Below are 16,499 nucleotides of genomic sequence, written 5' to 3'. Positions count from 1 at the left end.
TGAAGAGATTCAACACATTATAAAGGAAAAGCAGATGAGCAAAAAGCCTCTTGCGCTTTTGCATGAGAAGAATATCCACAAAAATGGAGGCTTTTGCCTCCATTTTAAAAATCAAAAGAATGCGTATTGATTGTTTAAACAGAATAGTACATGTCAAATTCAACAGGATGGGGTGTTGTTTCGTAGCGCAAGACTTCTTGCATCTTTACTTGAATGAAGGAATTAATCTGATCATCATCAAAAACGTCGCCAGCTTTAAGAAAGCCACGATCTTTGTCAAGTGCTTCAAGCGCTTCACGCAGACTTCCTGAAACAGTAGGGATTTCTTTGAGTTCTTTTAAGGGAAGATCATAAAGATCTTTATCCATAGCATGTCCGGGATGAATTTTGTTTTTGATGCCATCAAGACCAGCCATTAAAAGTGCTGCAAATGCCAAATAGGGATTTGCTGTTGGGTCTGGAAAACGAACTTCTACGCGTTTTGAATTTGGTGAGGAGCTCATTGGGATACGGCAAGATGCAGAACGATTACGTGCTGAATAGGCAAGAAGAACAGGGGCTTCATAACCAGGAACCAAACGTTTATAGGAGTTTGTGGATGGGTTGGTAAAAGCATTGATTGCTTTTGCGTGCTTAATAACACCACCGATAAAAAATAAACAGGTTTCTGATAGTCCGGCATATTCATTTCCTGCAAAAATGGGTTTGCCATCTTTCCAAATGGAGATGTGAACATGCATTCCAGAGCCGTTATCACCAAAAACTGGTTTTGGCATGAAGGTTGCTGTTTTCCCATAACTGTTTGCTATTTGATGTACAACATATTTAAAAATTTGCATCTTGTCAGCCTCGCGAACGAGTGTATCAAAACGAATACCCAATTCATGTTGGCCTGCTGCTACTTCGTGATGGTGTTTTTCGACCTGTACGCCCATATCTTTGAGTGCTGTGAGCATTTCAGAACGCATATCTTGGCAGGAATCAATCGGCGGAACAGGAAGGTAGCCCCCCTTTATTCGTGGGCGATGTCCTAGATTGCCTGTTTCATATTCCGTATCATCATTGGAGGGAAGTTCACTTGAATCGAGTTTAAACCCTGTATTGTAAGGATCCGTTTTATAGCGCACATCATCAAAGATAAAAAACTCTGCTTCTGGACCTACATTGATTGTATCTCCAATGCCTAAAGATTTCATATAAACCTCAGCCCTTTTGGCAATAGAACGAGGATCTCTACGATAAAATTCACCAGAGACAGGATCAAGTACATTACAAAATATGACCAAAGTAGATTGAGCAAAAAAAGGATCAATATGTGCTGTTTCTGGATCTGGCATTAAAACCATGTCAGATTCATTAATTGTTTTCCAACCAGCAATTGAAGAACCATCAAACATGACACCATCACTAAAAGTATCTTCGCTGATCTCTGCGATATCCATTGTAATGTGATGCAATTTTCCTCGTGGATCAGTAAAACGTAAATCAACAAAACGGATTTCGTTGTCTGTAATCTGTTTGATAATATCTGATGCGGTTGTCATATTCAATTTCCTTAATATGGCGTTGAGATAGATAAAAAAGTGAATTTTCTCGTTATTTATTAAAGGGCATCGATACCGGTTTCGTCCGTGCCTATACGAATGGCATCATCAATGGAAAAGACAAATATCTTTCCATCTCCTATATGTTTTGTTTGAGCTGCTTTACGTATTGCATCAACAGTTTGTTCTAGTTTTTCATCGGACACAACAATTTCAATCTTTACTTTAGGTAGAAAGTCAACAACATATTTCGTGCCACGATAAAGTTCTGTATGTTCCCTTTGACGACCAAAACCTTTCGCTTCTGTTACTGTAATACCATGTAACCCAATTTTTTGAAGCGCTTCTTTCACTTCATCAAGTTTGAAAGGTTTTATAATGGCTTCAATTTTTTTCATGCTGAAATTATCTCCAACGTTATTTTGTCTTTTTAGACTGCATCACATTATATTGACAACTGTAAGATGTCCAACAGATACTTTGTGCACAAAAAGTCGAAAATAATGACACTCTATACTCTTTTAGGAGAGTTTCTTTTGTAGAATAAAGTCAAATACTGTTTTTTTGGAAAAAATCTTACAATTCTTGTACAAGAATTAAAATAATATAATAAAAAAGTTTTGTTTCTTTTTTGTTAGATAATACGTTGACTTATAATGATAATTCGACGTTTTCTACACTGAATGAGAAACTCTAATAGCGTAAGATTTTCTCATTTTAGATCTTTTTATCGTCAATCAATCAAAACGATGCCTTTGTATATCATGAATAGTACGAGTGTGTGGATAAAAATATTTGAAAAAAATAAAATGCTTTTTATGAAAGCTTTCGATAACTAAAGGTTTTACAATATTAGGGAGTAGGGGAAGACAAATATTGGAAAAGATGGTGGTGTACAATAATGGATTTCTCATTATAGCATTAGGTGCCGTCGTGAAATGGGCTTGAGAGCGTTGAGAAATATTTCTTTAAAACAGATGTGTGAATTGGCAACGCAAATATATTTTGTTTGGGGCGTTTTGTCTCTTCGTGAGGAATGTGATTCCATTAAGGAACGCGATAAACAAAAGCGTGAAGCAATGGGCACTCTTTATTATAAGATACTGCTGCGGATGCCTTTGAAAATCGTAAAGATAAATTAAAAGGAGATGTAAAGATAGGAACTTAATTTATCCCCTTAAAACTTCGTATTCTTTCCAAATTGGGCTGTTTGGCCGTTTCAGATATAAAAAAACAGAGAATAAATACGCAATTATGCGCGCGTTCCTATGGGCAATACGAAAACTGAAACAGCTTATAAAGCGCTAACTTGTTTCAGTCTTTGCTTTAAACATGTTGCACCACTGGAATTTAGGTGTTGGTGTTTACAGGTAACAATAAAAGTACAGGCTTTGTTCGTATGCTGTATTTACAATGGAAAGCGTTTTTAAGAATTGGAATTATAGAGAGAGGGGCGCAGTAAAACATCTTTTAGAAATTTTCCAGTATAGGAAGCGGGAACCTTAATGATGTCTTCAGGGCGTCCAATTGCAACAATTTCGCCACCACGATCTCCACCTTCTGGTCCTAAATCAATAATCCAGTCGGCTGTCTTTATAACATCAAGGTTATGTTCAATGACTATAACTGTGTTGCCTTGCTCGACTAGTTCATGCAGCACTTCAAGAAGTTTGGAAATATCGTGAAAATGTAAACCTGTTGTTGGTTCATCCAAAATATAGAGTGTACGTCCTGTTGTTTTACGTGAAAGTTCTTTCGCAAGTTTCACACGTTGTGCTTCCCCACCAGAAAGTGTGGTTGCTTGCTGTCCTACTTTTATGTAACCTAATCCTACTTTAATGAGAGTTTCCATTTTATTATGAATAGCGGGAATAGCTTGGAAAAATTCCTCTGCCTTTTCAATTGTCATATCCAAAATATCGGCTATAGACTGTCCTTTGAATTTTATTTCTAGTGTTTCTCGATTATAGCGTTTTCCTTTACAGACATCGCAAGTAACATAGACATCGGGTAAAAAGTGCATTTCAATTTTTATGACTCCATCACCTTGACATGCTTCGCAACGTCCTCCTTTAACATTAAATGAAAAACGCCCAGCTTTATAACCACGGGCTTTTGATTCTGGAAGATCGGCAAACCACTCACGAATCGGTGTAAAAGCGCCTGTATAGGTTGCGGGATTAGAGCGTGGGGTGCGTCCAATGGGGGACTGGTTGATATCAATGACTTTATCAAGAAATTCTAATCCTTCAATTTTGTCATAGCTGGCAGGGCTGTGATGAGAGCCCATGATATGATGTGAAGCTGCTTTGAAAAGCGTTTCAATAAGAAATGTTGATTTTCCTCCTCCAGAAACACCGGTTACGCATGTGAAGGTTCCAAGAGGGATGTTCGCATTGATATTTTTGAGGTTATTTCCCTTGGCGCCGATGATTTTAAGTGTTTTCATTTTTGATATTTTGCGTCGCTCAGCGGGTATTTTAACAGCCATTTTTCCTGAAAGGTATTGCCCTGTGAGAGAGGCTGAATTTTCTATAATTTCCTGTGGTGTCCCTTGCGCTATGATTTCTCCACCATGAACGCCCGCGGCAGGGCCCATATCGACAACATAATCTGCTGTGAGAATAGCATCTTCATCATGTTCAACAACAATAACTGTATTGCCAAGATTGCGTAAATGACGCAGCATTTCCAAAAGGCGTTCATTATCGCGTTGGTGTAAACCGATAGATGGTTCATCTAAAATATAAAGAACGCCTGTAAGACCAGAACCAATTTGGGATGCTAACCGAATGCGTTGGCTTTCTCCACCTGAAAGCGTTCCTGAATTTCGAGACAAGGTAAGATATTCCAATCCTACATGATTTAAAAAAGCTAAGCGTTCGCGAATTTCTTTTAAAATACGTATGGCGATATTACGTTGTTTTTCTGTGAGATATTGATGAATATTGGCAAACCAATCATCTGCCTTTAGAATAGAAAGATCTGATATTTGCCCAATATGCATTCCGTGGATTTTTACAGCAAGTGCCTCTGGTTTTAAACGATAACCATGACAAGCTGGGCAAGGCGAAGAAGACATATAACGTTCGATTTCTTCTCGAGACCAAGCAGAATCGGTTTCTTTCCAGCGTCTCTCCATATTGGGGATGATTCCTTCAAAAGGTTGGGTCGTTTTATGCGAACCAGAATTATTTTTATAGATAAAAGAAATTTCATCTTTTTTTGTACCGTAGAGAATAGCCTGTTGTGCTTCATTAGAGAGTTCACACCATTGATCTGTGAGTTTGAAACCGTAAGCTTTTCCTAATGCTTCTAAGGTTTGTCTATAATAAAGTGAATCCGATTTAGCCCAAGGAGCAATAGCTCCATTCTTTAGGGTAAGATTTTTATTTGGCACAATTTTTAGTGGATCCACTGCCTTTTTGATACCCAATCCATCGCAGAGAGGACAGGCCCCAAAAGGATTATTGAACGAAAAAAGGCGAGGTTCAATTTCAGGAATAGAAAAACCAGATATAGGGCAGGAAAACTTTTCTGAGAAAATGAGCCGTTTGTGTGTATCATTTTTTGATTTATGAGCAGATTCTTTTGTCGTTTCTTTTTGTGTCAAAGGTTGGTCTGCCATTTCAGCTATGGCAAGTCCATTTGCTAGTTGTAAACAGGTTTCTATACTATCAGCCAAGCGAGAGGTGATATCCTTTTGTACAACAATGCGGTCTACCACGACATCTATGTCATGTTTATACTTTTTATCAAGAGGTGGAATGTCAGGGATTTCATAAAATTCGCCATCAACTTTAGCTCGTTGAAATCCTCTTTTTAAAAGTTCTATTAGCTCTTTTTTATATTCTCCCTTTCGTCCTCGCACCAAGGGTGCCATAATAAAAATTCGTGTTCCTTCTGGTAAGGACATAATTTGATCCACCATTTGGCTTACGGTCTGGCTTTCAATAGGAAGTCCTGTCGCTGGAGAATGAGGAATACCAATACGTGCAAAGAGAAGACGCATGTAGTCGTGGATTTCAGTAACGGTACCTACCGTTGAACGAGGATTGCGACTGGTTGTTTTTTGTTCAATGGAGATAGCTGGAGAGAGACCGTCTATGCGGTCTACATCGGGTTTTTGCATGACTTCCAAAAATTGGCGTGCATAGGCTGAAAGGCTTTCGACATAGCGGCGTTGTCCTTCAGCGTAAATTGTATCAAAAGCTAAGGATGATTTTCCTGATCCGGAAAGTCCTGTTATAACAATAAGTTTGTCACGAGGCAGATCGAGATCAATATTTTTAAGGTTATGCTCACGTGCACCGCGAATGGAGATATATTTTTGATAAGTCATATTTTATCCTTGGCATATGTGACAAAAACTGAGCGCCTAAAATGGAATAAAACTGTTTTTTAGAATTACAATGTGTTTAACTGCTTTAATGTTAAAGGAAGGTATAAGTTTTGTGAAAAGAAAAATACAAATAAGCAGCTTTTTATTCTCTCGTGGTGGAATAAACTATGCGTCTTTATCATCTTTTGTTATAATTACACGGATACAATATTGGGAAAGGATAGCAATATCCATATTGAAGGTCAATTGCAGACATGTAAATTGAAGGTCGAGATGGTTATAACTGTTATAAAACAGAGTATTTTACGAATTAAAATTTTGGAGTTTATGCGATGGCTGGTAGCCTTAATAAAGTTATTTTGATTGGTAATCTTGGTGCGGATCCTGAAATCCGCCGTTTGAATTCTGGTGACCAAGTGGCAAATTTGCGTATTGCTACTTCAGAAAGTTGGCGTGATCGGAATACAAATGAGCGAAAAGAACGCACTGAGTGGCATAATATTGTTATTTTTAATGAAAACCTTGTCAAAGTTGCAGAGCAATATTTAAAAAAAGGCAGCAAAATTTACATTGAGGGGCAGTTACAGACACGAAAATGGCAAGATCAAAATGGAAATGACCGTTATACAACAGAGGTTGTTTTGCAAAAGTACCGTGGCGAATTACAAATGCTTGATGGGCGGGGAGCCGCGGGCGGGGAGCAAGGAGCAAGTCAAGGGGGGAGTTATAGTGGTGGCTTTGCCGATAGTAACTCAAATCAGAGAAATACGTTTGGTCAAAATAATAATCAATTGGGAGAAAATTTTTCACACAAATTAGATGATGACGTACCTTTTTAAGAGTTTTTATTTGTCGTATTATGATTACTTTATGATTTGTTTGTTTCAGATTTTTGAAGTTTAGCGAAGTGAAAATTGTTGATTATTATTGGTAATTTTAACATAAATTAATAACATATTGAAAAATATTGTTAAATTTCTTTTTTGTCATGGGGGAGAAATTAGCATTTTGGTGTATTTTTCGATATAAATAAAGTGAAATGATTCTTTTTTGAAAGTTTTAAAATTGTGACCGATCTTACTCCACACCCAGAACGTGATGTGCTAACCGGTATTGAACCAATCAGTATTATTGATGAAATGCAACGCTCCTATCTCGATTATGCGATGAGCGTGATTGTTTCACGTGCACTCCCTGATGTTCGTGATGGTCTTAAGCCTGTTCATCGACGTATCCTTCATGCTATGAATGAGATGGGGCTTTCTTTCAATAAGTCATATCGTAAATCTGCTGGTGTTGTTGGTGAGGTTATGGGGAAATTCCATCCCCATGGTGATGCTTCAATTTATGATGCTTTAGTGCGTATGGCGCAGGACTTTTCTTTAAGAAATCCATTGATTGATGGTCAAGGAAATTTTGGTTCCGTTGATGGTGATCCACCCGCGGCCATGCGCTATACTGAGTGTCGTTTAGAAAAAGTTTCAGAAGAACTTTTAGCTGATATCGATAAAGATACTGTTGATTTTCAGGATAATTACGATGGGCGTGAGCGTGAACCGGTTGTCTTACCAGCGCGTTTTCCCAATCTTTTGGTTAATGGGTCAGGGGGGATTGCTGTGGGAATGGCGACCAATATTCCTCCCCATAATCTTGGTGAAGTCGTTGATGGTTGTATCGCTTTGATTGACAATCCCGATATCACACTCGATAAAATAATTGAAATTATTCCTGGTCCGGATTTTCCTACAGGAGGCATTATCCTCGGCCATTCTGGTGTTCGTGCAGCTTATGAAACAGGGCGTGGCTCAATCATTATGCGTGCTAAAGTTGAGATCGAAGAAATTCGCAGTGGTCGACAAGCAATTATTGTGAGTGAGATCCCTTATCAAGTTAATAAGGCAACGATGATTGAGAAAATGGCCGAATTGGTGCGCGATAAACGCATTGAGGGAATCTCTGATTTGCGTGACGAATCTGATCGTGATGGATATCGGGTTGTTATTGAGCTAAAGAAAGATGTCGTTGCGGAAGTTGTTTTAAACCAATTATATCGGTATACGCCGCTACAAACTTCCTTTGGTTGTAATATGGTTGCTTTGAATGGGGGAAAACCCGAACAGATGACGTTGCTTGATATGCTTCGTGCATTTGTTTCATTTCGGGAAGAAGTTGTCAGTCGGCGAACAAAATATCTTTTGCGTAAAGCGCGTGAGCGAGCACATGTTTTGGTTGGTCTTGCCCTTGCTGTTGCCAATATTGATGAAATTATAGCACTTATTCGCAAAGCTCCTGATCCGCAGACAGCACGTGCACAGTTAATGGAGCGACGCTGGCCAGCAATGGATGTCGCGCCTTTGATTAAACTTATTGATGATCCTCGTCATATTATTCATGAGGATGGTACTTATAATCTCTCTGAAGAACAGGCGCGTGCTATTTTAGAATTGCGTTTGCAACGATTGACAGCCCTTGGGCGTGATGAAATCGCTGATGAATTGAATAAAATTGGCGTGGATATCGCTGACTATCTTGATATCTTGGCATCACGCGTACGCATTATGTGTATTGTTAAGAATGAGTTGAGTGCTCTTCGTGAGGAATTTGCAACGCCGCGACGTACCGTATTTGGTTTTGGTAGCGCTGAGATGGAGAGTGAAGATCTGATCGCACCAGAGGATATGGTGGTAACGGTGAGTCATAGTGGCTATATTAAACGTGTGCCTCTTAATACCTATCGTGCACAGCGACGTGGTGGTAAGGGGCGTTCTGGTATGTCCACGAAGGATGAGGATTTTGTAACGCGATTGTTTGTTGCTAATACGCATACTCCGGTTCTTTTCTTTTCATCACGTGGGATTGTTTATAAGGAAAAAGTTTGGCGATTGCCGCTGGGGACACCCCAATCGCGTGGGCGGGCTTTGATCAATATGCTTCCCTTACAACAAGGTGAGCGTATTACAACGATTATGCCTTTGCCTGAAGATGAAGCGAGCTGGAGTGCATTGGATGTTATGTTTGCGACGACACGTGGAACTGTGCGTCGTAATAAATTATCAGATTTCATTCAAGTTAATCGTAATGGTAAAATTGCAATGAAACTTGATGAAGAAGATGAAATTCTTTCTGTTGAAACCTGTACAGAACATGATGATGTTGTTCTAACAACAGCTAATGGACAATGTATCCGTTTTCCAGTTGTTGATGTTCGTGTCTTTGCTGGGCGTAATTCTGTGGGAGTTCGTGGTATCAATTTAGCTAAAGGCGATAAAGTCATTTCGATGACAATTTTGGAGCATGTCGAGGCGACGTCCATTGAGCGTTCTGCTTATATTAAACGTGTAATGAATGAACGGCGTGCTTCTGGTGCAGATGCTGATGTTGAAGATATTGTAACTCTTGATGAGGAAGATGGGGGTGCTGAAACAGAGTTAACAGATGAACGTTATACAGAACTTCATGCACGTGAACAAATGCTTTTGACGGTGAGTGAGTTTGGTTATGGTAAACGCTCTTCGTCCTATGAGTTCCGGATTTCCGGACGTGGCGGAAAAGGGATTCGTGCAACGGATCCATCTAAAACAGCTGAAATTGGTAAATTAGTAGCGGCTTTTCCGGTGAAGGCGCAAGATCAAATTATGTTGGTATCAGATGGAGGACAGCTTATTCGTGTTCCTGTTGAGGGAATTCGTACTGCTGGGCGCTCAACTAAGGGAGTCACAATTTTTAATACAGCCAAAGGTGAAAGAGTCGTATCGGTTGAACGTATTTCTGAACCTGAAGATGATACGAGTTCATTAGATGATGAAGGTGAGAAGCATTCTGATACAGTTGATATGAGCGAAGAAAAATAATTTTGAAGAGGATGGAGTAAAATCATGAAAATTGCTCTTTACGCAGGTTCTTTTGATCCTCTTACAAATGGTCATCTTGATGTTTTGAAAGGGTGTTTTGTGTTAGCTGATAAGGTGGTCGTCGCTATAGGGATACAGGCTGACAAAAAAACACTCTTTAGCTTTGAAGAGCGTGTTGATTTCATTACGCAGGTAGGGAAAGACTTTTTTGGTGCGGATTCTAATCGATTGCAGGTTCTTTCCTTTAGCAACCTTCTAATTGAGAAGGCGCGTGAAGTTGGTGCTTCATTTCTCATTCGTGGATTGCGTGATGGTACTGATCTTGATTATGAAATGCAAATGGCAGGGATGAATGGCGTTATGGCTCCTGAATTGCAAACTGTTTTTTTGCCGGCAAGCGTTTCTGGGCGTGCAATAACTTCTACATTGGTACGCCAAATTGCCTCTATGGGAGGTGATGTAACACCATTTGTACCGCCCAATATTGCACAAGCTTTGAGCTCGAAATTCCAATCTTTTAGGGGAGAATAATTGTGTCTCGTAGAATTTTTGCTGTTTTGTTATGTGTGTTTTGTTTTTTTTCATTGTCCGCTGTCGCCGGTAATTCTAGTCCAGCGAGTGATGCAAGCCTTCTTGTTTTATCTCTCAAAGATGGTGATGTTATTATTCGTCTGCGTCCTGATTTGGCGCCAAAACATGTTGCGCAAATTAAAAGATTAACAGAAGAGGGGGCCTATAATAATGTTGTATTTCATCGCGTTATTCCTAATTTCATGGCACAAACTGGTGATGTAAAGTTTGGAAAAAAAGGCAGTAGAGATTTTGATCTGAAACGCGTTGGTATGGGTGGCTCAAATTATCCCAATATACCGGCAGAGTTTTCAAAGCAGCCGTTTAAGCGTGGTACTGTTGGGATGGCACGGTCACAAGATCCGGATTCCGCGAATTCTCAATTCTTCATTTGTTTTGATGATGCTGCTTTTTTAAATGGTCAGTATACGGTTGTTGGAGAGGTTATAAAGGGGATGGCTGTTGTTGATAAAATAAAAAAAGGTACGACAAGCAATAATGGATCTGTAAAAAATCCTGATGTTATTAATGCTGCTACTTTACAAGTTGAGAAATGAATCAAAGGAGCTTTCCATATGGCTGAGAATAAAAATCCAGAGAATACTTTAATTCTTGAAACAACAAAGGGCAGAGTTGTTATTGAGCTTTTGGCTGATTTAGCGCCTTGTCATGTTGCACGTATTAAAGAACTGGTACGTGAAGGTGCTTATGATAATGTTATTTTCCATCGCGTTATTGATGGTTTTATGGCGCAAACTGGGGATGTGCAATTTGGAAAGAAGGATAGTGAAAAATTCAATTTATCCCGTGCGGGTATGGGGGGGGCAGAAAAACCAAATTTAACAGCAGAGTTTTCAAATCTTTCTCATAAGCGTGGTACAGTTTCTATGGCACGTAGTCAGAATCCAAATTCTGCTAATTCTCAGTTTTTTATTTGTTTTGCAGATGCTCCGTGGCTTGATCGTCAATATTCCATATGGGGACAGGTTGTTGAAGGTATGGAAAATGTTGATAAAATTAAACGTGGTGAACCTGTTGCAGATCCAGATTCAATTACCAAAGCCGTTATTGCTGCGGATGCAAAATAGTGTAAATTATACTGATTTCAATTGTAAGTTTCTAAGAAAAAATACTCTTTTCTGATCAATAAAGGCACACAAAACTTTTTTGTAGTATCACGCTTACCTTTTATAATTTCGAGCTAAGAATTGTCCATATATTTCCTTCAATCGGATCTTCCTGAAGAGTATAATGCAAAGGATTTGTACAAACACCTGTCAGAATAAGAAAACGCAAAGTCTGTTGTGTTATGGTTGTTGTTTGGAAAAGTGTTTTATAAAAAATTCGGCATTTCTCTTCAATTCATTGTCGGTCTATTAATGGTTTTATGATGTTACTTTCCTGAGAGAGCGTGTGCTTTTGTTGCTGCTTGTAAATCAACATCCAATCCTAATGTAGCAGCATGTTTGAAACACATATTAATACGGATAAGAGCCTTACTAGCTGCTCCAGTTTTCCTAGCAAGGTAGGAAAACAGCTTTTATATTATATATCATTGGTGTAATCTTTAAAACAAGAAGACAGTTTAATCTTAGAAGAATATAAAGGCGCAGAGGTGAAACAAATGGCTAGTCTTGCCATCTCCTTTTTAATTCAGCTTTACTTTTTTAAAAAGTATCTAAAGCAATATCATTTAAATAATGAAGGTTATGCATAGCCTTACGCTTTTATTTTTCTCGCTTTTTAATAGAGGAACGTTCCAAACGGAATATACTTATGTTGCATATTTACGTGTTTTTTAAGAAGCATTTCTCAGTGCATATCAACATTCACTTCCACAATGACGTTTATGGCGTTTATAGTTTTAAAGCTATAATAGTATAAATCTATTATGCACTACCATCTTTAAAGCTTGTGAAGGAGCAAGAGCGGGTACCATCATACGCTTTTTCAGCCTCTAATGTTACGATAGAGTTTTTGGTATTTGAGAATCTTTACAAAAAGCATTTTTAGTTTTTTTAAGTGTTTTTATTACACGTTAATTTTTTTTGTGAATTATCTCAATATTGTGAGGGGATAAATGATTATGCTCATTTGCGCTTTTATTAAGCGTGAGGATCGCCGTGCCCAGTAGATGAAAAATTTTTATCTGTAAAAGTAAAGAATATTGTAAGCTGTACAATGCGTTCAGATTTTTCTTCTATGCGTACAAAGTTACTGCTTATGGAAGTATGTGAAGATGAGATTATTGTGATAATAATTTTGCAGTTCTATTAAGGATTTAGTGCGTTAAGCGTAGGTATTTTGAGGTATGATATTATAAAGATTTTACTATTTTTCTGGAGCTAGATTATCACTTTATTATGGTGATTTCTTAACAAGAAATGTTCTTTTATCTCGTTTAATTTTTTATGCTGGTTACAATATTGAGCGAATCAAAAATTAATTCATAAAGCTTATGACAATGCTCGTAAGGGGATACCTTTTTTCTTTCTATAGAGATATGCATTGATGGAATCAAAAAGACGAGAGTTATGATAAAGACATTTCATTATAGAAAAATTGCTCAAGATGGGTATGCACGTCGAGGCGAAATTATAACGGGGCGAGGATGTGTTCGTACACCCGCATTTATGCCTGTTGGAACGGCGGGAACCGTTAAGGCTATGTATATGGATCAGATACGTGATCTTGGTGCAGATATCATTTTAGGGAATACTTATCATTTAATGTTACGTCCAGGAGCTGAACGTGTTGCGCGTTTGGGAGGATTACATGAATTTTCACGCTGGAGTGGACCTATTTTAACCGATTCTGGTGGCTTTCAGGTTATGTCATTGGCGGGAATCCGTAAAATTACTGAACAAGGTGTGATTTTTCGCTCTTACATTAATGGAGCTTACTATGAAATGAGTCCAGAGCGTTCTATCGAAATTCAAGAACTTCTTGGTGCGGATATCCAGATGCAGTTAGATCAATGTATTGCATTACCTGCAACTGAAAAAGAAATGGAAGAAGCTATGGAACTTTCATTGCGGTGGGCGCAGCGTTGTAAAACAGCTTTTGGAGATCAGCCAGATAAAGCATTGTTTGGGATTGTTCAAGGTGGTGATAATATGAAACTGCGTGAACGTTCTGCTCAAGCATTAAAAGAAATGGATTTAAAAGGTTACGCTATTGGAGGGCTTGCTGTTGGTGAGCCGCAGAGTGTTATGACAGCAGTATTGGATACTACTTGTCCGATTTTACCAGAGGATAAACCACGCTATCTTATGGGAGTAGGAACACCTGATGATATTTTACAAAGTGTTGCTCGTGGTGTTGATATGTTTGATTGTGTTATGCCGACGCGTGCAGGACGTCATGGTTTAGCTTTTACCCGCTTTGGTAGAATTAATTTGCGTAATGCGCGTTATGCAGAAGATCCACATCCTCTTGATTCGCAGTCACTTTGTCCAGCAGCACATGATTATAGTTGTGCTTATTTGCATCATTTGATCAAATCTGGTGAATCTCTTGGGGGTATGTTGTTGACTTGGAATAATCTTTTTTATTATCAGCAACTGATGCAGGGAATTCGTGATGCCATTGAAGAAGGCTGTTATGCTGATTTTTGCGCTGAAACTCGTGCGCTATGGGCACAAGGACGCTAAAATATTAATCGTAATATAACGTTTCATTTTTTTATTGAATTTATTCTTGCACTTACAAATTTAGCTAAAAATATGAAATTAGAAACACCTTCCAAAATTATAAATTCCACTATCCTAAGATATAGCAGTGCGGTTTTATAGGGCATATATTCTTTTTCTAATTACTATATAAAACAGAAACTGTTACTCCGGTACGCGCTACCTGATCCGGAGAAAAACAGTTTATTTCTGTTTCTGATGACTGTTTAAAGCAACAATGTTAATGAGGCGTTAGCGAACTCTTAAAGAAGTATGAAAATTGTATTTTTATGAGCTAATTTGTGTTTTTTATTACTAAAGGTAAAGAATGGGTTATATACAACCGTATAGATAAATTTTAGAAAATTAAAAGAAAACTAAGCTAAGATTATAACATTTTAAATATTATAATTGTATATTTTAAGTTTTCATTATTTTAATATCTTAATATAAGTATTACTTACAATAGATTTATATAATATTATTAATATATAAAATAAAAAAATATATTATGTCATAAAAATTTAAACATTAATCACGATAATTACCATATTTATAAAATATCGATAAATATATTAAAATAAAAATTATTATATTTGTTTTCTGCTCTGTTTATAGAATTTATCTGAAAATAAGCATATATATTTACGTGAATATTTTAATTTAAAGATAATGAGTTAGATATCTGATGCGATTCCTCTGTTAGAGGAGGGAGGGGTAAAGCTGCCTAAAAGAGGATATTTAATAAATCTAGAAACCAAGCACTATTATCATGAGAGTTCTTAAAGGATTCTATAATAATTTATAAGAATGGCGTAAAGTTGAAATTATAGCTTATCAATTTGGATGATCTGCATTTAGATAACAAAAATAATGCAACAATAATTTTGGGAGAAGTTTAATTTTTGTATCAAGATAATGATGAGATGTGGTTCACTTGTTTGAAGTGCATTATTCGACAAATTTTAGAATTATTTATAGGGTATAGGATATCGTTGCAAAATAAAGGTTTTACTGTAAAATCGGAACTGCTGAAAAGAGGAGACAAATTTTATTATCTGGCAGATTCGATAAAAATAGGTGAATACATCTATAACTTTGAGGTTTTCAAAGATTTTCCGTTAAAGAACTTACTTAAAACTCCATAAAATGCTTTATATATCAAAATATTTCTAAAACTTTATTGGGGACTATTGGGCATGCGTATAACAATGTTTTGAATTTTTGTTTGTGTATATTACAGATATCTACAGTTAAAACTCTTATCCAGAAGTGATGATATGAGGGATTCTTATAAACAAAAAGTTCTTGCATTGGGAATTGATTCGAGAATACGGCGTTTAATAATTTTAGCTCTTGCCGTGGGGAGTTTTGCTATTGGTACTGCAGAGTTTGTTGCAATGGGGCTACTGCCAGAGATGGCACGAAGTTCATATGTTGATATTCCTACCGCTGGTCAATATATTTCTGCTTATGCATTAGGAGTTGTGATTGGAGCACCTCTTTTAGCTGTGGCAACAGCTCAGGTATCACGCAAAACTGTTTTGATAGGATTGATGCTTTTTTATGCTTTAGCAAATATTGCTAGTGCCTTTGTTTCTGATTTTAGCATATTAGTAGTATTACGCTTTCTCAGTGGACTTCCCCATGGAATCTATTTTGGACTTGCGGCTATGGTTGCCTCTTCAATGGTAGAAATGAAAGAACGTTCTAAAGCTGTTGGATATGTTATGCTTGGCTTAACAATTGCAACCGTTTTGGGAGCACCCAGTGCTACTTGGATTGGTCAACTTATTGGTTGGCAGATTGCTTTTGTCCTTGTTGGTATGATTGCTTTATTATGTTGTTTGCTTATTTGGAATTTTTTGCCTTGTGATTTAAGTTTTCCAAAAACGAATCCTTTGCACGAAATGGGTGCATTAAAGCAAAAGCAGGTATGGCTTCTTTTGTTTATGGTTTCGGTGGGAGCGTCAGGATTATTTTCTGTTTTCACTTATATCAAGTCAACATTAATGCATATTTCTGGTGTTTCACTTGAGTGGGTACCATTTATCATGCCGCTAGTTGGATTGGGAATGGTGGTAGGAAATCTCTTGGGGCCTAAATTAGCTGTTAAAATTGGTATTTCGCCGATGATATTTTTTTCTATGCTTTGGAGCGTATTTGTTTTTTTTCTTTTTTTCTTTTTATCCTATGCTCCGTTAACAGCGGCAGTAGGATGCTTTTTTGTTGGGACTTCTTTTGCTGCTATGCCTTCTATACAAACAAAAATTATGGATGTTGCACTACAGGGACAGATTTTGGCAGGAGCATTAATGCAGTCTGCTTTTAATATTGCCAACGCTCTTGGTGCAGAATCTGGAGCATTAGTTTTAAAATTGGGCTATAGTTATGAATATACAGCTATTTTAGGAAGTGTTCTGACTTTGTGTGGGTTAATGATTTTTTGCGTCTCATGGTATATGGAGAAGCATACTTAACATTTCTTTTAACTATTAAGAGAAAAAATATTTTTTTATTT

The 16,499-nt window shown here is 37.5% G+C and carries 9 protein-coding genes and 1 pseudogene; 7 read left to right on the top strand and 3 right to left on the bottom strand.

Going from position 1 to position 16,499, the window contains the following annotated elements; genetic code table 11:
* Nucleotides 1-134: 134 nt before the first annotated feature.
* From glnA to uvrA, 3 genes are all read right to left on the bottom strand, one after another.
* Nucleotides 135-1,544: a type I glutamate--ammonia ligase gene (gene glnA / locus ACFIKQ_RS06025; protein ID WP_015856529.1), complete on the bottom strand. Its 1,410-nt coding sequence runs from the start codon at nt 1,542-1,544 to the stop codon at nt 135-137.
* Between the two features lie 59 nt (nt 1,545-1,603).
* The gene (locus tag ACFIKQ_RS06020; RefSeq protein WP_015856528.1) at nt 1,604-1,942 is read right to left on the bottom strand and encodes a P-II family nitrogen regulator; all 339 of its coding nucleotides are present in this window, start codon (nt 1,940-1,942) and stop codon (nt 1,604-1,606) included.
* Between the two features lie 1,028 nt (nt 1,943-2,970).
* Nucleotides 2,971-5,886, bottom strand: a complete 2,916-nt coding sequence (gene uvrA, locus ACFIKQ_RS06015; protein WP_375635874.1) for an excinuclease ABC subunit UvrA — start codon at nt 5,884-5,886, stop codon at nt 2,971-2,973.
* 332 nt (nt 5,887-6,218) lie between these two features.
* On the opposite strand from uvrA, the gene ssb reads away from it, so the two are divergent.
* From ssb to ACFIKQ_RS05980, 7 genes and pseudogenes are all read left to right on the top strand, one after another.
* On the top strand, nt 6,219-6,725 hold the full coding sequence (ssb, locus tag ACFIKQ_RS06010) for a single-stranded DNA-binding protein (protein WP_375633841.1): 507 nt from the start codon (nt 6,219-6,221) through the stop codon (nt 6,723-6,725).
* A gap of 228 nt (nt 6,726-6,953) precedes the next feature.
* A complete protein-coding gene (gene gyrA, locus ACFIKQ_RS06005) occupies nt 6,954-9,737 on the top strand; it encodes a DNA gyrase subunit A (RefSeq protein WP_375656131.1) in 2,784 nt (927 codons plus the stop codon).
* Nucleotides 9,738-9,761: 24 nt separating this feature from the next.
* Nucleotides 9,762-10,281: pseudogene (gene coaD, locus ACFIKQ_RS06000) on the top strand (pantetheine-phosphate adenylyltransferase).
* A complete protein-coding gene (locus ACFIKQ_RS05995; protein WP_375656130.1) occupies nt 10,271-10,864 on the top strand; it encodes a peptidylprolyl isomerase in 594 nt (197 codons plus the stop codon). The pseudogene coaD and the gene ACFIKQ_RS05995 overlap by 11 nt, the downstream one beginning before the upstream one ends.
* 18 nt (nt 10,865-10,882) lie before the next feature.
* Entirely contained in the window at nt 10,883-11,395 is a 513-nt protein-coding gene (locus ACFIKQ_RS05990; RefSeq protein WP_015856522.1) for a peptidylprolyl isomerase, read from the top strand.
* A gap of 1,446 nt (nt 11,396-12,841) precedes the next feature.
* On the top strand, nt 12,842-13,960 hold the full coding sequence (gene tgt / locus ACFIKQ_RS05985; protein WP_375635878.1) for a tRNA guanosine(34) transglycosylase Tgt: 1,119 nt from the start codon (nt 12,842-12,844) through the stop codon (nt 13,958-13,960).
* A gap of 1,298 nt (nt 13,961-15,258) precedes the next feature.
* Nucleotides 15,259-16,458 carry an MFS transporter gene (locus tag ACFIKQ_RS05980; protein ID WP_375635879.1) on the top strand — a complete coding sequence of 400 codons (1,200 nt, stop codon included), beginning with the start codon at nt 15,259-15,261 and terminating at the stop codon, nt 16,456-16,458.
* The last annotated feature ends 41 nt before the right edge of the window (nt 16,459-16,499 follow it).

The organism is Bartonella sp. MR63HLJHH (assembly GCF_042194155.1).
GTDB lineage: Bacteria > Pseudomonadota > Alphaproteobacteria > Rhizobiales > Rhizobiaceae > Bartonella > Bartonella grahamii.
Note: the sequence above shows the minus strand (reverse complement) of the source record. Positions and strands in the feature narration are given on the sequence as shown.